Origin of the sequence: Thioclava sp. SK-1 (assembly GCF_001705665.1) — a bacterium.
Lineage (GTDB): Bacteria > Pseudomonadota > Alphaproteobacteria > Rhodobacterales > Rhodobacteraceae > Thioclava.
This window is the reverse complement of sequence record NZ_MDHA01000075.1, coordinates 1-18,269: the sequence shown is the minus strand read 5'-3', so window position 1 is coordinate 18,269 and position 18,269 is coordinate 1. Positions and strand designations below refer to the sequence as shown.

Annotated in this window: 18 protein-coding genes; 6 read left to right on the top strand and 12 right to left on the bottom strand. The window is 56.8% G+C overall.

Annotation, left to right across the window (positions count from 1 at the left end; translation table 11 throughout):
* Positions 1 to 15: 15 nt before the first annotated feature.
* Genes BFP70_RS21135 through def (BFP70_RS17850) form a run of 4 tightly spaced genes read right to left on the bottom strand, consistent with a single transcriptional unit; the run spans position 16 to position 2,150 of the window.
* Complete coding sequence (locus tag BFP70_RS21135) at positions 16 to 192, bottom strand: hypothetical protein (RefSeq protein WP_176715601.1); 177 nt, start codon at positions 190 to 192, stop codon at positions 16 to 18.
* Positions 193 to 208: 16 nt separating this feature from the next.
* Positions 209 to 1,105, bottom strand: coding sequence for a methionyl-tRNA formyltransferase (gene fmt, locus BFP70_RS17860; RefSeq protein WP_066013061.1), 897 nt, complete (start codon positions 1,103 to 1,105; stop codon positions 209 to 211).
* Entirely contained in the window at positions 1,105 to 1,605 is a 501-nt protein-coding gene (gene def / locus BFP70_RS17855; RefSeq protein WP_066013059.1) for a peptide deformylase, read from the bottom strand. Before def (BFP70_RS17855) ends, fmt begins: the two co-directional genes overlap by 1 nt.
* Positions 1,605 to 2,150, bottom strand: coding sequence for a peptide deformylase (gene def / locus BFP70_RS17850; protein ID WP_066013057.1), 546 nt, complete (start codon positions 2,148 to 2,150; stop codon positions 1,605 to 1,607). The genes def (BFP70_RS17855) and def (BFP70_RS17850) overlap by 1 nt, the downstream gene beginning before the upstream one ends.
* A 152-nt stretch (positions 2,151 to 2,302) precedes the next feature.
* Between def (BFP70_RS17850) and BFP70_RS17845 the strand changes: the two genes are divergently transcribed.
* Complete coding sequence (locus tag BFP70_RS17845) at positions 2,303 to 3,481, top strand: MalY/PatB family protein (protein WP_066013056.1); 1,179 nt, start codon at positions 2,303 to 2,305, stop codon at positions 3,479 to 3,481.
* Positions 3,482 to 3,541: 60 nt separating this feature from the next.
* Here BFP70_RS17845 and BFP70_RS17840 read toward each other — a convergent pair whose 3' ends face one another.
* Positions 3,542 to 3,889 carry a hypothetical protein gene (locus tag BFP70_RS17840; protein WP_066013052.1) on the bottom strand — a complete coding sequence of 116 codons (348 nt, stop codon included), beginning with the start codon at positions 3,887 to 3,889 and terminating at the stop codon, positions 3,542 to 3,544.
* 188 nt (positions 3,890 to 4,077) lie between these two features.
* On the opposite strand from BFP70_RS17840, the gene BFP70_RS17835 reads away from it, so the two are divergent.
* Positions 4,078 to 5,247 (top strand): lytic murein transglycosylase, encoded by a 1,170-nt coding sequence (locus BFP70_RS17835; protein WP_066013163.1) that lies wholly within the window; start codon positions 4,078 to 4,080, stop codon positions 5,245 to 5,247.
* On the opposite strand, the gene BFP70_RS17830 is transcribed toward BFP70_RS17835, so the two are convergent.
* From BFP70_RS17830 to BFP70_RS17820, 3 genes are all read right to left on the bottom strand, one after another.
* Positions 5,248 to 6,555, bottom strand: a complete 1,308-nt coding sequence (locus BFP70_RS17830) for an HlyD family type I secretion periplasmic adaptor subunit (RefSeq protein ID WP_083217603.1) — start codon at positions 6,553 to 6,555, stop codon at positions 5,248 to 5,250.
* Positions 6,555 to 8,261: a type I secretion system permease/ATPase gene (locus BFP70_RS17825; RefSeq protein ID WP_255356770.1), complete on the bottom strand. Its 1,707-nt coding sequence runs from the start codon at positions 8,259 to 8,261 to the stop codon at positions 6,555 to 6,557. Before BFP70_RS17825 ends, BFP70_RS17830 begins: the two co-directional genes overlap by 1 nt.
* Positions 8,262 to 8,516: 255 nt before the next feature.
* On the bottom strand, positions 8,517 to 10,730 hold the full coding sequence (locus tag BFP70_RS17820) for a transglycosylase domain-containing protein (RefSeq protein WP_066013048.1): 2,214 nt from the start codon (positions 10,728 to 10,730) through the stop codon (positions 8,517 to 8,519).
* A 263-nt stretch (positions 10,731 to 10,993) separates the two neighbouring features.
* Between BFP70_RS17820 and BFP70_RS17810 the strand changes: the two genes are divergently transcribed.
* Both BFP70_RS17810 and BFP70_RS17805 read left to right on the top strand, forming a co-directional pair.
* Entirely contained in the window at positions 10,994 to 11,332 is a 339-nt protein-coding gene (locus BFP70_RS17810; protein ID WP_066013043.1) for a P-II family nitrogen regulator, read from the top strand.
* A 22-nt stretch (positions 11,333 to 11,354) separates the two neighbouring features.
* Positions 11,355 to 12,680 (top strand): ammonium transporter, encoded by a 1,326-nt coding sequence (locus BFP70_RS17805; RefSeq protein ID WP_066013042.1) that lies wholly within the window; start codon positions 11,355 to 11,357, stop codon positions 12,678 to 12,680.
* Positions 12,681 to 12,968: 288 nt separating this feature from the next.
* On the opposite strand, the gene BFP70_RS17800 is transcribed toward BFP70_RS17805, so the two are convergent.
* The 4 genes from BFP70_RS17800 to smpB all read right to left on the bottom strand — a co-directional run bounded on the left by BFP70_RS17800 (position 12,969) and on the right by smpB (position 16,321).
* Complete coding sequence (locus BFP70_RS17800) at positions 12,969 to 13,400, bottom strand: MarR family winged helix-turn-helix transcriptional regulator (RefSeq protein WP_066013040.1); 432 nt, start codon at positions 13,398 to 13,400, stop codon at positions 12,969 to 12,971.
* Between the two features lie 139 nt (positions 13,401 to 13,539).
* Positions 13,540 to 14,721 carry an amino acid aminotransferase gene (locus BFP70_RS17795; protein WP_066013038.1) on the bottom strand — a complete coding sequence of 394 codons (1,182 nt, stop codon included), beginning with the start codon at positions 14,719 to 14,721 and terminating at the stop codon, positions 13,540 to 13,542.
* Complete coding sequence (gene sseA, locus BFP70_RS17790) at positions 14,721 to 15,572, bottom strand: 3-mercaptopyruvate sulfurtransferase (RefSeq protein WP_066013159.1); 852 nt, start codon at positions 15,570 to 15,572, stop codon at positions 14,721 to 14,723. Before sseA ends, BFP70_RS17795 begins: the two co-directional genes overlap by 1 nt.
* Positions 15,573 to 15,841: 269 nt before the next feature.
* Positions 15,842 to 16,321 carry an SsrA-binding protein SmpB gene (gene smpB / locus BFP70_RS17785; protein WP_066013036.1) on the bottom strand — a complete coding sequence of 160 codons (480 nt, stop codon included), beginning with the start codon at positions 16,319 to 16,321 and terminating at the stop codon, positions 15,842 to 15,844.
* Between the two features lie 170 nt (positions 16,322 to 16,491).
* On the opposite strand from smpB, the gene msrP reads away from it, so the two are divergent.
* Both msrP and msrQ read left to right on the top strand, forming a co-directional pair.
* Entirely contained in the window at positions 16,492 to 17,445 is a 954-nt protein-coding gene (gene msrP / locus BFP70_RS17780) for a protein-methionine-sulfoxide reductase catalytic subunit MsrP (protein WP_066013035.1), read from the top strand.
* Positions 17,445 to 18,071, top strand: coding sequence for a protein-methionine-sulfoxide reductase heme-binding subunit MsrQ (gene msrQ / locus BFP70_RS17775; RefSeq protein WP_066013033.1), 627 nt, complete (start codon positions 17,445 to 17,447; stop codon positions 18,069 to 18,071). The genes msrP and msrQ overlap by 1 nt, the downstream gene beginning before the upstream one ends.
* Positions 18,072 to 18,269 lie beyond the last annotated feature (198 nt).

The window sequence follows — 18,269 nt, the reverse complement described above, 5'->3', positions numbered from 1 at the left end:
GAAATTAGATTAATATTATAATGCGATGGGCGCGGGCGGTGGGGAAGGCAGCATTTTGACCAATACCAGCACCAGAACCACCAGAACGGCCCAGCCGCCCGGACGTGTCAGCAGCCAGATTGCCAGCGCCACGCTAAGCCCCGCGACACGCGTTGATACGAAACTAAGCGATGATAGCAAAATTCCGATCATGGTGGCTCCGGTAGGGTTAAATCAGCCGCTTTGGCAGGGTTAGGCTGCGTAAAATGTCAGCAGCGGGCAGCGGTTTTTTTCCCGCGCGTTGGGCGTGCAAAACCGAAATTGCATCGGTGCCGCAGGCAATGGTGAAACCTGCAAGTGTCTGGCCCGGCGCCCCGGTTGCGTGCTGCGGTTCTGCTTGCAGCAGTTTGACGCGTTCGCCATTGATGTCACACCATGCACCGGGAAATGGCGATAACCCGTTGATATTTTGCGATACTTGCTGTGCAGGCAGGGACCAATCCACGCGTGCTTCGGCTTTGTCGATTTTATGGGCATAGGTGACGCCGATGTCGGGTTGTACCTGCGGTGTCAGCTCTGATAGGCGCGCCAATGTCGTGACGATCAGCGCGGCGCCCATCTGTGACAGGCGGTCATGCAGGCGTCCAGTGGTTTCAAGTGCCGCAATTGGTGTTGATTGGCGTGCCAATACGGGGCCGGTGTCCAGCCCGGCTTCCATCTGCATAATACATACGCCGGTTTCCGCGTCGCCCGCCATAATCGCGCGGTGAATTGGCGCAGCCCCCCGCCAGCGTGGTAATAACGACGCGTGGATATTTAGGCAGCCGCTGCGCGGCGCATCCAAAATCGCCTGCGGCAAGATCAGACCATAGGCTACCACAACCGCGACATCTGCATCCAAGGCGGCGAAGGCGTGGCGGTCGGTTTCGTCCTTGAAGTTCAGCGGTGTGTGGACCGGAATGCCCAGTTCATCGGCTTTTGCATGCACGGCAGAGGGGCGCAATTTCTTGCCACGACCCGCAGGGCGGGGCGGTTGAGAATAGACCGCGATCACGTCATGGGCCGCGGCCAAAGCCTCTAACACCGGGACAGAAAAATCTGGCGTGCCCATGAAAACGATACGCATCAGGCCCTCTGCATTTTCTTGGATTTTTGGATCAGCATCTTGCGGCGCAACGGGGTCAGGTAATCGACATAGGTCTTGCCATTCAAATGGTCGATCTGATGCTGAACCGAGGTTGCCCAAAGCCCCACAAAATCCTGTTCCTCAATCTGATTGTCGGCGTTCAAAAATCGCACGGTTACGGCGCGTGGGCGTTCAATTCCCGCAAAAACCCCAGGAAGGTTTGGCGAGGCCTCGTCATGTTTGCGCAGCTTCACGCTGGCGTGCAAAATTTCGGGATTAGCCATGCGGATCGCTTCGCCGCGCTTGTCCGAGGCGTCAACAACCGCAAGGCGCATCATGATGCCGATCTGCGGCGCGGCCAGCCCGACCCCGGGCATCGCATCCATCGTTTCGATCATGTCATCCCAGATCATGCGGACGGTTTCGGTTACGCCGCTTACAGGATCTGCGGCGGTGCGTAGACGTTTGTCGCTAAAGGGGATGAAGGGACGGATGGTCATTACAGGATCGGATCCTTTGTCGCGGCAGTGCGTGCGCGCTCTCGTTTCAGCTTTTGCATCTTGCTGGTGATCAGCTTGCGTTTCATCGGCCCCAAATAGTCAATGAACAGCTTGCCGTTCAGGTGGTCGAATTCATGCTGTGCGCAGGTAGCCCATAGCCCGTCGAATTGCTCTTCGCGGGTTTGGCCGTCCAAATCCAACCACCGCAGGCGGACTTCGCTTGGGCGCGTGACTTCTGCGTATTGCTCTGGGATCGACAAGCAGCCTTCTTCATACACGCTGGTGTCTTCCGACGACCATGTGATCTGCGGGTTGATAAACACCATCGGGTCGGCGGCGGCGTTTTCATCCTTCACGCAATCCATCACGAAGACACGCGACATCACGCCGATTTGCGGCGCGGCCAGCCCGATGCCGGGCGCGTCATACATCGTCGCCAGCATGTCATCAGCAAGTTTGCGAATGTCTGAAGTGACCTCAGCGACAGGGTCGCAGGTCTTTTTCAAACGCGGGTCGGGATGTATCAGGATCTGTCGCAGGGTCATGCGCCCGATTTAGGCGATGGTGCATCGTTTCGCAATGGGCAAGGCGTTTGTGGTGGTCCTATGCGGTGGGTTTTGTGTTGGTGACAATTGGCCGATTGCGTCACCGGGCGCTTGGTGTTTCGATGTGCGGGTCACAGAAAAGGACCCTGACGATGACCCAATCCCCCGATTTTGATGAGCTGATCGACCGCACAGGCACGCATTCTGCCAAATGGGATGCGATGGAATCGATCTATGGCGTGTCGGCGGAAGATGGGATTGCGATGTGGGTCGCAGATATGGATTTTCGTCCACCTGCCTGTGTCCAGCAGGCGTTAGAGGGCATGGCCCAGCATGGGGTCTACGGCTATTGGGGGGATAACACCGCCTATCATGATGCGATTGTGTGGTGGATGAAACACCGTCACAATTGGGTCATTGATCCAGAGTGGATCTTTACCACGCATGGTTTGGTGAACGGCACCGCCATGTGTGTCGACACCTGGACCGACCCGGGTGATGGCGTGATGCTGATGACCCCGGTGTATCATGCGTTTGCCCGTGTCGTGCGCAGCAATGGTCGGCGTGTTGTGGAATGCCCGCTGAAGTTGGTTGATGGTCAATATCAAATGGATTTTGACCTCTGGGACGGGCTGATTGACGACCGTACCAAGATGCTGATCCTGTGTAGCCCGCACAATCCCGGCGGCCGTGTCTGGACCACGCAGGAATTGCGCGATGTCGCAGCATTCGCCAAGAAACATGATTTGGTTTTGGTCAGCGATGAAATCCACCATGATTTGGTGCTGCCCGGCGCCCAGCACACGGCCTTTCCGGTTGCTTGTCCCGATCATCCGGTCGTGATGCTTACGGCGACGACAAAAACCTTCAACATTGCGGGATGCCATTCGGGAAATGTCATCATCCGTGATCTTAAACTGCGCAAGTCCTTTGGCGCAAAAATGGCGGCGTTGGGGATTTCACCCAATTCCTTTGGCCTTGCAATGGCGACAGCGGCTTACTCACCCGAAGGGGCGACTTGGGTTGATGCGCTTGTCGCCTATCTGGATGAAAATCGGCGGATTTTTGACGCAGCGGTCAATGCTTTGCCGGGCCTGAAAAGCATGCCAATGCAGGCGACCTATCTGGCATGGGTTGATTTTTCCGGCACGGGTATGGCGCCAGAGGAGTTTACGCGCAGGGTTGAACAAGGTGCCAAAATCGCGGCCAATCATGGCGACACATTCGGCCTGGGCGGTGAGACCTTCATGAGGTTTAACATTGCAACGCCGCGAGCGCGTATCCATGATGCCGTTGCGCGACTGCAAGCTGCCTTTGCGGATCTGCAATAAGCGATTGTGCCAGACCGATCGCAGGATCTGCGTCTGGCACTTACGTCTGGGGCGCGTCAACTATGCGCTGGGCAGATATCCTGCAGGGGCATTGTCATCGCGGACAAAATCAAGCGGGGCCTGGGTGCTGACAGCCGTTTCTCGTTTAAGCTGACAGATTAACTCCTGTCCCTCAATCTCCGAGGCGACAATCAACGCGGTCGCTACATGTGTTCCCGCACGATAAATATCGACATGTCCGCGCAGCTGTTTGATTTGGTCCGCATTCAGCGCCAAACCCCCATGCCATTTGCGCAATATCGGCCAGACTTGTCCGCCTGCGTGCAAAGTCAGTTTGACTTGCCGACGCATGGCCTTGGTTTGCGCATCGCGAAGCGCAGCGGCGACCTCATTTGGCAAAAATTCCATGTCCGTTTCCTCCATCCGCCTTTCAGCCCATGATGAAATCTTATGCGTTAATAGCAAGTGAAAATTTGGCTTTCTTGGCGGTAACGCAACGATGTTGTGCCCATGATATGGCCCAAGCAAGGGCTTGTTCGACCTAGGTCGCGGATGTAGCGTCCGGTGAAATTGTATGTAGGATTTTCAGGATGCGTATGCGGTCAGTATTGCTGTCATTTGGGTTAAGTTATCTGGTGGGTATTGGCAGTGCGCAGGCGCATTGCGGCGGCCGGTTTGCCGATTTTATTGCTGGGCTTGACCAGGAATTGCAACAGCAGGGGCTAAGCGCGTCACAGTCGCGCGCATTCTTGGCCGGCGCGCGATCTGATCCCAAGGTGTTGAAAGCGGATCGCAGCCAAGGCGTCTTTCGGATGGAGTTCGATAGTTTCGCCCAACGTGTAATCAGCCAGAACAGGCTGCAAAACGGGGCGAAATATGCGGCGCGGTTCAAACCTGTCTTCGACCGGGTCGAAGCGCAATATGGTGTGCCGCGGGGCATACTTTTGGCGTTTTGGGCGCTGGAAACCGATTTTGGTCAGGTGCAGGGCGGCTTCAATACGCGCGATGCATTGATAACATTGGCGCATGATTGCCGCAGGCCTGATCTGTTCCGGCCACAGGTTTTGGCCGCGGCAGAGCTGTATCGGCGCGGCGATTTTGATCCGCAACGCACCACGGGCGCTTGGGCGGGTGAAATCGGTCAGGTTCAGATGCTGCCCGAGGATATTTTGCGTAACGGTGTGGATGGCGATGGCGATGGCCATGTGGATCTGAAAGGCTCTTCTGCGGATGCGTTGATGTCGGCGGGGAAAATGTTGGCGGGCTTGGGCTGGCGCCCGAATGAGCCGTGGCTGCAAGAAGTCGTCGTGCCTGACACGCTCGATTGGACAAAGACGGGCTTGGATATTCGTTTATCTGGGGCGCAGTGGGCACAGATGGGCGTGCGTGCCCGGTCAGGGACGCTGGCATCGTTGCCTGGTTCAATTTTATTACCGATGGGGCGCAAGGGCCCGGCCTTTATTGCCTATCCAAATTTTACCACTTTGTTTGAATGGAACCAAAGCTTCGTCTATGTGACGTCAGCCGGGTATTTTGCCACCCGGTTGGAAGGGGCGCCGCGATATCGTCTGGGCACACCAGATGCCGGGTTGAACACGTCGCAAATGAAGTCATTGCAACAGAAACTGGCGGCCAAGGGCTATGACGTTGGTGATGTGGATGGCATTCTGGGTGCACGAACCCGTGCCGCCGTGCAAGCAGAACAAGCCCGGCTGGGTCTGCCAGCCGACGCCTGGCCGACGACCGCATTCCTCGGCCGGCTGTGATTAGCTTTCCCGAAACGCCAACCGAAAATAGCCGATCAGCGGTGCCGCCAGATAGCTAAGCGGCGTTCGGTCTTGTGTGCGCAAATAGACCTCCACCGGCATGCCGGGTATCAGGCTATGCTCTGCCAATTGCCCCAAGGATTCTTCCGACGGGATTATTTCTGCCCGATAATAAGGTTGGCCGGTGCGAATATCGCGCAGTGCGTCGGGCGATATCCGCGCGACTTGGCCGACCAGCTCTGGCGCATTGCGGCCCGAAAATGCTGATACGCGCAAACGTGCGGTTTGCCCGGCGCTGACCTCATCCACATCATTCGGTGAGATGCGGGCATTCACCAAGAAGGGACGATCCTGAGGAATAAGATAGAGGATCGGATCCGCCGGACGGATAACCGCCTGTGGTGTATTAAATGCCATTTCATGAATAACGCCAGACACAGGTGCCCGGATCGACAGGCGTTCTATCCGGGCCCGCAAAATGCGCTGCCGTTCGGTCAGCTCAAGCGTTCTTGTGTCCAGCGACCGCAGCAGTGTTTCTACCGTATCGCGCTCCTGCACCTCTTGACGGATATGTTCGATTTCGATCTGCGTCATTTGTTCGGCCAGCTGCGCTTGCTGCGCCTGAAGCGCGGCGATCTGCCCATCTATCATAACGCTTGTTCTGTTGATGGTTTCTGACGGCGCCTGGCCTACATTTTGCAACATTTCTTGTTGCTGCCGCAGCGAATTCAATTGCGCCATCAAAGCGGTGCTTTGCTGTGTCAGCTGATCTTGGCGGCGCGCATTCTGCACGCTCCACTGCGCGCGCGACAGTCTGCGCGACCGCAGCAATGCCATCTGTCCTGCCATGATTTGTGATATCTCTGGCTGCGACCTTGCGGCCAATTGCAGTGCCTCAGGAAAGGAAATCGCTGCGCCGGGTGTCATTTCGGCAATCAGTCGCGCGCGTAGCGCTTGCATCGTCAGTGCCTGCATTTCCACATTGGCAAGCGTCGGGGCCAGCTCGCTATCGCTAAGTTGGATCAAGATCTCTCCGGCCCGCACCTGATCGCCGTCAGAGACCAAAATTTTTGCAATCACTCCACCATCGGGATGTTGGACGGCTTGTCGGTTGTGCTCTACCTCCACTGTGCCCTGTGCGACAATCGCGCCCTCAATCTGCGTCAGGGCGGCCCAGACCCCAAAGCCAAGCGTCAGGCTAATCACGGCTAGATACCCGACCAGCAAAAACCGTCCGACGCGCGCGATCGAAGGCCTGTGTGGCGGTGCGGCTGCGGGATGATCCTTATGCGATAGGTCCTGCCCCATTATCCGGTCGCGCTCCGTATACGGTGTGGGCCGATATTGGCCAGTGCGGGATCCTGGCGTGAGGCCCGAACGGTTTTCGCCAGAACCTCATCGCGTGGGCCGGATGCCCGGCATAATCCGCGGTCCAACATGATCAGCTGTTCGCATTCCATTATGCCTGACGGACGATGCGCCATGACAATAACCGCGTGTTCTTGTGCCTTCATATGTCGGATGGCGCTGTTCAGCGCTTCGGTCCCTTCTGCATCCAGATTGGAGTTGGGCTCGTCCAGAACCAGCAGTATGGGATTGTTATATAGCGCCCGCGCCAATCCTATTCGTTGAACCTGACCGCCCGACAATTGCCCGCCCAGCAAAGAGACGCGCGTTTCATAGCCGTCGGGCATATCCAAAATCATCTGATGCGCCGCGGCCCGTTTTGCGGCATCGATAATGCCTTCCATGGTCGCTGCGGGGTCCAGCCGGGCGATATTCTCGGCAATCGTGCCGTCAAACAGTGTTACATTTTGCGGCAAATATCCAATATATGTCCCCAGCTGATCGGCGCCATAACGGTCCAATTTGGCACCATCCAGCCGGATTTGCCCTGTGGTTGGCGGCCAAAGCCCACATAGCGCGCGTGCCAACGATGTTTTGCCTGCACCAGAGGGGCCGATCACGCCCAGTGCCTGGCCCGGCGCCAGATCAAAACTGACAAGCCGCAGCACCGGGGCCTGTCCTTTGGGCGGCACCAAAGACAGTTCTTTTACGCTTAGGTCGGCCCGTGGCTGGGGCAGGGGCAGCATGGGTTTTGCGGTGCATGTTCTTAGCAGCGGAGCGATGCGTTGCCATGCCTGATAGCCGCGCGTGATTTGGTTCCAATTGCCGATAATCATCTCGATCGGACTTAACGCGCGTCCCATCAGGATTGATCCGGCGATCATCGCGCCGGCCGTCATTTCACCGCGCAAAACCACCAATGCGCCCAATGCCAAGATGGCGGCTTGCAGCAAATGCCGCAAGGATCGCCCCGTAACCGATAGGACGGCGGAGCGGTCTTGCGTGCTTAACTCCGCTTGCAATGCCTCTGTTCGGGCCGAATGCCAGCGGTGAAACCCATTGCCCTGCATCCCCAACGCACGGATCAGCTCTGCTTCGGTTTGCAGGCTGGAGGAGACATGTTGCGCGCGGGTTTGGGCTTTATTCGCTATCGCCTGGCTTTTCTTGGTCAGCGGGCGCGCCAGAAGCGCCAGCCCGATCAGCACGCCAGTGCCGGCCAGCGCAAGCACGCCCAGATACGGGTGAAACAGAAACATCGCAGCAAAAAACAGTGGCGACCAGGGCAGGTCAAAAATCGCCAAAGCCGCGCGGGAAGATAGCAATCCCTGAACCTGATCCAGATCGTTCAATGCCACGCTGCCCCCTTCATGGGCGAGTGCGGCGCGAAAAACGGTCTCTTCATTGCGCATCCGAAACCGTGCGGCCAATCGTGCCATCAAACGGCTGCGAGAATATTCCAACAGTCCCAGTATCGCAAACATGAATACGACGATCAAAAACAAGGACGTCAGGCTGGGCACTGAATGGGCGGGCAGGACGCGATCGTAAACCTGCAGCATGAACATCGGCCCCGTCATCATCAGCAAATTGACGAAAGCGGAAAATAAACCAATGGAGATAAGTGTAACCCGCTCGTTATCGGGCAAACTGACACGGGGAAATGACACTTGGGTTGGCATTATGTTTCGCATGGGCTCCTTATCCCCTGCAATAATGGCCGTCGCAGGGGCTTATCCACTTTGCGCGACGCCCCTTTCCAATGCCTTACCTGCCATGACGATTGCGGGCAGAATCTATCTCAAATTCAATCGAACCAACTTCTGTCATCCGCGGTGTGGCGGGCGTGCCGCCCGCCCCGAAAGCCGAGGCCTCAATGGCCGAGGCTTTCGGGACGCCCCTGCAGTCGGGGTTGGCAGTCGGGCTTAATTGCCCAGCAGGCCGCCAAGCACGTCGCGCAATACCCGCTCAATCGGATCGCCGGCTGGTTCAGGTGCAGGACCAATTTTCACGTCGCCGGGCTGCACCGTGCCATGGGGCAAATCGCCTGAACTATAGGTCTCTCCACCATAAGCCGGAGCTTGTCCGCGCCATTCTGACGGATCCGCCATCGGCAATGGAACCGGTTCACGACCCTTCTCTACCCGGGCCATGACCTCATGCCAGATATCTGCGGGCAATCCGCCACCCGTCACGCCGGTCAGGGGGCGGTTGTCATCATAGCCCATCCAGACGCCGGTGACATAATCACCCGTAAAACCGATAAACCAAGCATCGCGCGCAGATTGGGTTGTTCCGGTTTTACCTGCAACTTCATGCCCGTCCAGCCGGGCACGCCGGCCCGAGCCATTTTCCACCACGGAATGCATCATATAGATCAGCTCGCGCGCGGCCTCTTCCGAAATCACGCGCTCTCCGATCCCGCCGCCTGCGCCGAACAGGGGCTGCGTGTCGCCTTTTAACCGCAGCTCGGTCAGACCATAGGGCTTGACCGATGACCCGCCGTTTAAAATGCCCGCATAGGCACCGGTCATATCAATCAATGTGGATTCGGACACACCAAGTGCCAATGCCGGGCCCTGCGCCAAATCGTGACCAAATCCAAAATCTTCGGCCACTTTGCGCACGGCATCCCGACCGACCTCTTCTTGCACGCGCACGGCTGCGGTGTTCACCGAATGCGTCAGGGCTTCGGTCAAGGTGATCGGGCCCCGATACTCGCGGGTGTAGTTGCGCGGTGACCATGGACCAGAGCCGGGCACGTTGATCGTCAGCGGCGTGTCCTCCACGATTGTGTCGGGGGTCATGCCCATATCCATCGCAGCGGCATAGATAAACGGTTTAAAGCTGGAGCCGGGTTGGCGCACTGCCATTGTCGCGCGGTTGAACGCGCCGGAAACTTTGGTCGCACGCCCGCCGACCATCGCCCGCACCGCGCCGTCAGAGCTCATGACGACAATCGCAGCTTCGGCCTCGGAGCCGGCTTTGACTTTATTGGTAAAGATTTCCTGCATGGCGGCTTCGGCATCGGCCTGAATGCGTTGATCCAATGTTGTGTGGATCACCACGTCTTCCGTTGTGTCATTCGACAGGAAGTCGGGCATGTCATCCATGACCCAATCGGCAAAATACCCGCCGGCACGTTTTTGCGCCGCCTCCGACAGGGTTGCGGGATTGTCGCGCGCCTGCTGCCATTGCTCTTGTGTGATGAAATCCTGTTCACGCATCAGCGCCAAAACCATGCTACCGCGCTGCTGCGAGCGTTCCAGATTGTTGGTCGGTGCATAGCGTGTAGGGGCCTTAAGCAACCCGGCCAACATTGCCGCCTGCTGCGGGTTCACATTTGCGGCGGAGATGCCGAAATACCGTTGCGCTGCGGCTTCAAACCCACGCGCACCGGCGCCCAGATAGGCACGGTTTAGATAGATGGTCAGGATGTCATTTTTGGAATATTTGGCTTCCATCGCCAGGGCGTAGGGAATCTCTTTGATTTTCCGCGTCAGCCCACCCGAGCGGCAGTCATTTTCATATTTAGCTTCGGTGGACCAGATTTTCGGATCATATTCCACGCCCAGGCACAGCAATTTCGCAACCTGTTGGGTGATTGTGGACCCGCCGTTGCCAGAGAAGGGGCCGCGCCCCTCACGCAGGTTGATCGCCACAGCAGAGGCGATGCCGCGCGGGCTGACACCGAAATGCCGATAAAATCGGCGGTCTTCCGTTGCGATGATCGCATCGCGCAAATAGGGCGACACGTTTTGTGCCGTGATCTGGCCGCCAAATGTCTCACCGCGCCAGGCAAAAACCTTGCTGTCACGGTCAAGCATCGTCACGGAGCCGCGCGTGCGCCCATCCAGCAGCGCGGTTACATCGGGCAACTGTGCGTAAAAGTAATAGGTCGAAACACCAAGGATCAACGCGACCACAGCTGCTGCACGCCAGGCGGCGCCAAAGATCAGCCCCACACACCAACGAAACAGTCGCATCACTATGCCGCCCTTCCGCGCAGGCTTAGTGGCTCTACGCCGTGCCGCTTGCGCTTTGGGTTTTGCCGCAGGTTGCGCCTTTGGCTGTGTCTGTTTTTTACCATAGCGCCGTTCGGCTATGAGGGGCTTTTGGGGTCCGCCCTGTCCTGCCATGTGCCTGTCCCGTCATATGTCGTTGCACCCAACCTACACGGAGCCGGAACTGATGTGGAGCGACATCGGCTCACGATTCGGTTTGTTGTGCGGTTATTTTTTGGGCGATCTGCCTATTTTGTGTAATTTTAAGGCAGTCTGCGAGGGAAGGCAGCACTTGTCAGATGGCCTATTCCTTGTGCAATGCCACCAAAATGGGCCTTCTGTGCTGCGTGCGGCACCCCAATGGGGACGCCGGCTGCTGATTTAGGAAGGGATGGACAGTGAAACTTATCATTGCAGCAATCAAGCCGTTTAAGCTGGAGGAGGTGCGCGAGGCGCTCACCGCCATCGGCGTACGTGGCATGATGGTTACAGAAATCAAAGGCTTTGGTGCGCAATCGGGTCATACCGAGATTTATCGCGGTGCCGAATATGCCGTGAATTTCGTGCCCAAAGTCAAACTAGAAATCGTTGTGTCGGCGGGGCTTGCTGATGAAGTCGTCGATACGATCTTGAAGGCAGCGAAGACCGACAAAATTGGTGACGGTAAAATCTTCGTGCTGGATGTGAACCAAGCCGTTCGTGTCCGCACGGGCGAATCCAACGAAGACGCGCTGTAAGACGCGGCAGGGGATAGTGAACATGACAAAATTTGCAAAAATTTCCGGTCTGGCGGCGGCATTTGCCGTGGCTGCCTTGCCGGTGCTGGCACAAGATGCCGCACCCGCCGAGGCGGCGCCAGACATTAACCCGTATATCTTTACCACGTTGCTGTTCCTGATTGGTGGCTTCTTGGTATTCTGGATGGCGGCTGGTTTCGCCATGTTGGAAGCGGGCTTGGTGCGTTCCAAGAACGTGACCATGCAGCTGCTTAAGAACGTTGCACTGTTCTCCATTGCTGCCGTGATGTACTGGCTGGTCGGTTATGGCATCATGTATCCGGGCGAGTGGTTGATCGAAGGTTGGCTGGGCCCGTTCTTCGCAGTAACCTCGCTTGAGCCGGTCGGCCTGGACGCAGGTGCAGCCGCGCTTGATTATGCGTCGGGTGCGTCGGACTTCTTCTTCCAGCTGATGTTCTGTGCAACCACCGCATCGATCGTTTCGGGCACCTTGGCCGAGCGTATCAAGCTGTGGCCTTTCCTGATCTTCACCGTGATTCTGACAGGTTTGATCTACCCGATCGAAGCATCCTGGCAGTGGGGCGGCGGCTGGCTGTCGGAAGCAGGCTTCTCTGACTTTGCAGGTTCGACCCTGGTTCACGCAGCAGGCGGCTTCGCAGCCCTCGCAGGGGCGTTGATCCTTGGACCGCGTATCGGCAAATACAAAGACGGCCGTGTGACCCCATTCCCGGGTTCCAACCTGCCGCTTGCCACGCTGGGTACCTTTATCCTTTGGTTGGGTTGGTTCGGCTTTAACGGTGGTTCGCAGCTTGCAATGGGCACGATCAGCGATGTGACCGATGTATCGCGTATCTTCGCAAACACCAATATGGCAGCGGCTGCTGGCTCGCTTGCGGCATTGATCCTGACAGCGGTTATCTACAAGAAACCCGACCTGACCATGGTGCTGAACGGCGCATTGGCTGGTCTGGTGTCGATCACCGCAGGTCCGCTTGACCCAACATTGTTCGGCGCGCTTTGGATTGGTGCAATCGGTGGTGCACTTGTTGTCTTCACCGTTCCGGTTCTTGATAAACTGAAAATCGATGACGTTGTTGGCGCGATCCCGGTTCACTTGGTCTGCGGCATCTGGGGCACCTTGGTTGTTCCATTCTATACCGATGGGACATCCTACGGCACGCAGCTTCTGGGTATTGTCGCGATCGGCCTGTTCGTCTTTATCGTTTCCTCCATCGTTTGGTTCATCTTGAAAGCTGTCATGGGTATCCGTGTCTCGGCCGATGATGAGATGCTGGGTCTTGATAAAGCTGAGCTGGGCATGGAAGCCTATCCAGAGTTCAAATCCTAATCTGCGGATCTGACCTGAAACATAGAACGGCCCGGTGGAACATTCCGCCGGGCCGTTTTCCTATACGCATTCTTATGGGTGAGGGTTTCGGCGTCCGTTGGTGGAACACCGGCAGACGCTCAAGGCGATTTTCCCAACGTGTTTGAATTGGGCGGCAACGGTTACGGAAATGTCTGATCGCGATGGCGCTGCCCGTGGGACAGATGTCGCACCCGGGCGGAGATCCATCCGTAAAAAAGGTCATTGGGCCAATCTGCGCCTGCCAATAGCGCACAGGCGCAGGCGGTCTTAGTTTTCGGACAGGTTTTCAATAAGCTTTTGCAACGTAGCCGTCAGTTCTGCGCGGGTGCCTTCTGGCAGGTTGGCCATCGATTCCTGATAGACCCGCTCAGCGCAGGCGCGCGCAATTTCAAAGGCGGCTTCGCATTTCGCTGTTGGGGAAACCACGCGAACCCGCCGATCATGCGGCGCGGGGGAGCGCGTGACCCAATCAGCCTGCTCCATCCGATCGACCAAACGGGAGACGGAGATCGGCTCAATTTCCAAAATTTCGGCCAGCCGGGCCTGTGGCATTGGGCCATGACGCATCAGATGCGCAGCCAAACGCCATTGCGATGAGGTGAGCCCGACATCAGCAGCATAGATTTCAAAGCGACGACGGACGGCGCGCGCCGCGTCATGAAGCAGAAAGCCAAGGCTTGGGTTTTGTGGATCGGGCATATTAATTAACTCTCACATCAATGAACTATATGGATTGATATTGTAAGCGTGCTTAACATTTCAAGCATGGATAGATAGAAAACGGCGCCCGGAAGGGCGCCGAAATGAACAGCTTATCTGCAAATGGGACGGGAACGTTTTACACGCCGGCGTCGATGATGGCCTTGGCCAGCAGCGGAACTGTCGTGCTGTTCAGCCCGGCGATGTTCAGCCGGGAATCGCCCACCATATAGATCGCATTATCGGCCCGCATTTTCAGCACTTGTTCTTCTGTCGCACCAAGGCGCGAGAACATACCACGGTGCTGTGCCAAGAAGTCGAACCGGTCAGAGTTGGACAATTGACGTAGTTCACTTGCCAGCTGTTCACGCAGACCCAGCATGCCATTGCGCACGGCTTCCAGCTCGTCTTGCCATTCCTTGCGCAGCGATGAGTCGGTCAGAACTTTCGCGACCAAAGCCTGCCCGTGGAAGGGCGGGAAGGAATAAGCAAGGCGGTTGAGCTTGCCCAGATTTCCCTGTGTCGCTTCTTGCGCGGTTGCATCGGTTAGAACCATCAGCAGGCCTGTGCGTTCGCGATAGATGCCAAAATTCTTGGAGCAAGAGGCCGCAATCAGCAATTCAGGCATTTGCTCAGCCATCAGGCGGGTGCCTGCGGCATCATCGGCCAAGCCATCGCCAAAGCCCTGATAGGCCAGGTCGATCATCGCAGTTGCACCATTGGCCAGCAATGTTTTTGCGACGATGGCCCATTGTTCCAACGTCAGGTTCGCGCCGGTCGGGTTGTGGCAGCACCCGTGCAGCAAGACGATATCGCCGGGCTTTGCTTGTTTGATATCCGCAATCATAGCGTCGAAATCGACGCTGCGCGATGCATTGTCAAAATAGCGATAGGATTTGCGCGGCATTTGCATGAAATCCAGGATCGCAAGATGGTTTGGCCATGTCGGATCAGATACCCAAACCGTGCAATCGGGATTGGCCAGGCGTGCCAGCTCAAACGCCTGACGGCACGCGCCAGTGCCACCAACGGTGGACAGGAAGGACAGACGTTCGGCAGGGTAATCCGCACCCAGCACCATCTGTGCCATTGCCGCGTGAAAGTCGGGCTGTCCGATCAGGCTTGCATAGCTTTTGGTGGTTTCTGTTTCATGCACCAGCTTTTCCGCCTTGGCGATGGCGGTCATGATAGGGGTCTGGCCTTTGGCATCTTTGTAGACGCCTACGCCCAAATCGATTTTGGTGTCGCGCGTGTCTGCGCGATACAGGCCAGACAGCGCCAGAATTTTATCAGGCGCAGGTGCCGTGAGCTTGCCGAACATCAGTTCTCTCCTGTTGCGACTCGAAGGTCGGTATACATGCCCCACTCTGCCCAGGATCCGTCATATAGCGACCAGTCATCATGGCCCATATGTGACAGTGCCAGTGCCAGAACCGCAGCGGTGACGCCAGAGCCGCAGGTGGTGATCGCGGGTTTGCCGAGGTCAATTCCGGCGGCTTCAAACAGCGCGCGCAGTTCCTGTGGGGATTTCATCGTTTGATCGTCGTTCAAGACCTGCCCGAATGGCAGGTTCTTAGAGCCGGGGATATGACCTGCGCGCATGCCGGGGCGTGGTTCTGGCTCGATCCCGGCGAAACGCGGGGCAGGGCGGGCGTCGATAATTTCGTGGTCGCGCAGCTTCGCGGCATGGGCCACCTGCGTGACATCTTTTACCCGATGCGCCTGCCGCTGCACCGTGATGTGGCGGTCGCGCAGGATGGGCGGCATATCTTCGGTCTCGCGCCCTTCGGCGATCCATTTTGGCAGGCCGCCATCAAGAACGGCAACGTCGGTCTTGCCGAATAAGCGGAAGGTCCACCACGCCCGCGGCGCCGAAAACATCCCCATCTGGTCATAGATCACAACCTGATGGCCGTCACCCACACCCAAAGCACGCATCCGGCTGATGAATTTCTCGGCCGGCGGGGCCATATGCGGTAAATCAGAGCGGTTGTCGGAAATGTCGTCGATACTGAAGAACCGCGCCGCAGGGATATGTGCCTTGGCATAATCTGCTTTGGCGTCGCGATTCATTGCTGGCAAGAACCAGCTGGCATCCAAGATCCGCAGATCGGGGTCTTTCAGATGCGCCTCAAGCCAATCGGTCGAGACAAGCGTTTTAGGGTCTTCCATGGCCATTGCAAACCTCTCAAGCCCGTGCCGTTGATCCCAACTGTGCTTAGCGCCAAGGGAAAGGCAGGTGCAAGGGTGGATCTGGCAAATTGGCCTTGTTCATTAGCCTTAGACGGCAATAGCGGCGCGAAAGGGGCTGATCTGATGCTGGCTGCATCAAATCGGCGCGTTTGACGCGTTTGGGTCGGAACGGTGCAGCCTATGGGAAGTGTGGCATGAACCAAACCGTCAATTTGGGCCCGCAGCTTCAGCTTATGGCACGTGACATTTCAGTGGTGGCTTTGCTTCAGTAGCCGCTGCTTTTGGCGATCCCAGTCGCGTTTGGCTTCGGTGGCACGCTTGTCTGCCTGTTTCTTACCCTTGGCCACGCCAATCAGCAGCTTGGCCATTCCGCGTTCGTTGAAATACATCTTGAGCGGCACAATGGTCATACCCTCGCGCGCGGTGGCATTCCACAGGCGCGACAGCTCACGCTTGGACACCAGCAGCTTGCGCTTGCGGCGTTCTTCATGGCCAAAGGTCTTGGCTTGTTTATAGGGCGCAATATAGCCGTTGATCAGCCATAATTCGCCGTTTTCGACCGATGCATAGCTTTCGGCGATATTCGTTCCGCCGATGCGGAGCGACTTCACCTCTGACCCATGCAGCATTATCCCCGCCTCGAGTGTGTCCTCGACGGCATAGTGATAACGGGCCTGCCGGTTTTCGGCGATCAGCTTGGAATTGGGATCTGAGTGTTTTTGTGCCATGGTCGAATGCAGATAGGGCAGGCCGGGCGATCTGTCCAGTAGGGGGCGTGCAAAACCTAATCTGATCCTCACCTGCCTGTGATTGCGATGTGATCGGTTTTTTTCAGCTAAGATGAAACATCTTATGGCGTTTCACCGTATGTAATGGAAACACATTGGAGGATACCCCTATGCCGCCTAAGACGCGCCAGCCAAATGCCCCGTTGATCCGTTCGCGCAAACCCGATGCGTTGGGATGGGCCGATGTGACCCCGAAAGCGCAGTTTTTGAACCGGCGTCAATTGATGGCAGCGGGGGCTGCGGGTTTGGGTGCGATTGCAGCGCCGGGCCTGTTAAAGGCAGCGTCGCCCTATTCGACGGATGCCGAGGCAAATACGCTGAAAGAAATCACCAGCTATAACAACTTTTACGAATTTGGCTGGGACAAGGGCGATCCGGCCGCGATTGCCGATCAATTGACGACCGACCCGTGGTCGATCGAAATCGCGGGTATGGTGGATAAGCCAGGCACCTACGATATAGCTGACATCACCAAAACCGCCCCGATCGAGGAGCGCATCTACCGCTTCCGCTGTGTCGAGGCATGGTCAATGGTCATACCGTGGAATGGCTTTCAGCTTTCGGCGCTGCTGGATCGTGTGGGCGTGCAATCGGGGGCGAAATACGTCGCCTTCCAAACCCTGCTTCGCCCAGATGAAATGCCCGGACAGCGCGCCGGTGGTATCGATTGGCCCTATGTCGAAGGGCTGCGCCTTGATGAGGCGATGAACCCGCTGACTTTGCTGGCCACCGGGATCTATGGCGAGCCGATGCCAAACCAGAACGGCGCGCCGATCCGGTTGGTGGTTCCGTGGAAATACGGGTTCAAATCAATCAAGAGCATCGTAAAGATCACTCTGACCGATACACAGCCGCCGACCACATGGAATATCTTGCAGCCGCGTGAATATGGCTTTTATGCCAATGTGAACCCAACAGTGGATCACCCACGCTGGTCACAGGCGACTGAGCGGCGCATCGGCGGCGGGCTATTTGGTGCGCGCCAAGAGACATTCATGTTCAATGGTTATGGCGATGAGGTGGCAGATATGTATGCCGGTATGGATCTGGCGAAAAACTACTGATGGGCATTGCAACGGCTGTTAATACGCATTTGCGCGCGCTACCAACCTGGCCGGTCTATCTGGCAGGGCTGATCCCTTTGGCGTGGGTGATCTGGTTGGTGATGTCAGGCGGGATCGGTGTTGACCCAATAAAGGGCATCGAACATCGTCTGGGCAAGATCGCTTTGTGGTTCTTACTAGGTGGGCTGGTGATCACGCCGCTACGCCGTCTCATTGGGGTGAACCTGATCCGCTATCGCCGGGCGGTGGGGTTGTTGGCCTTCTTTTATGTCACGTTGCATTTGGTGACATGGTTGGTCTTAGATATGGAGCTGTTATGGCGGCAGGCCTTCAATGATCTGTATAAACGCCCGTATCTGCTGTTTGGGATCATCGGCTTCGTATTGCTGTTGATTCTGGCTCTGACGTCGAACACTGCATCCATTCGCAAATTGGGGCGCAATTGGCGGCGGGTTCATTGGCTGGTCTATCCGGCGGTGAGTCTGGGGGTTGTTCATTACCTGTGGCAGATGAAGGTCATCTCACAAGAAGGATGGATCTGGGCTGGCGCGCTGGTTGTCTTGCTTGGCCTGCGTTTGATGCCTTGGCTGCGCAGCCGCCTTTTTAGCAGGCAGCGCCCCATCTGATTTCTCATCCTTCCTTAGGCCCGTTGTTACGACGGGCCTTACTTTTTCATAATGTTGCGTGCTGGCTTATGTGTTGGTGTTGGTTTTTGTATTATTTTTGTTTGAGGATTCGGGTTTCTGCGCGTTTTTCTTGTATTTTTTCATGATTTTTGCGATTTCTGCGCGTTTTTGTTTAGTTTGAGTGTTTATTTTGGTTTG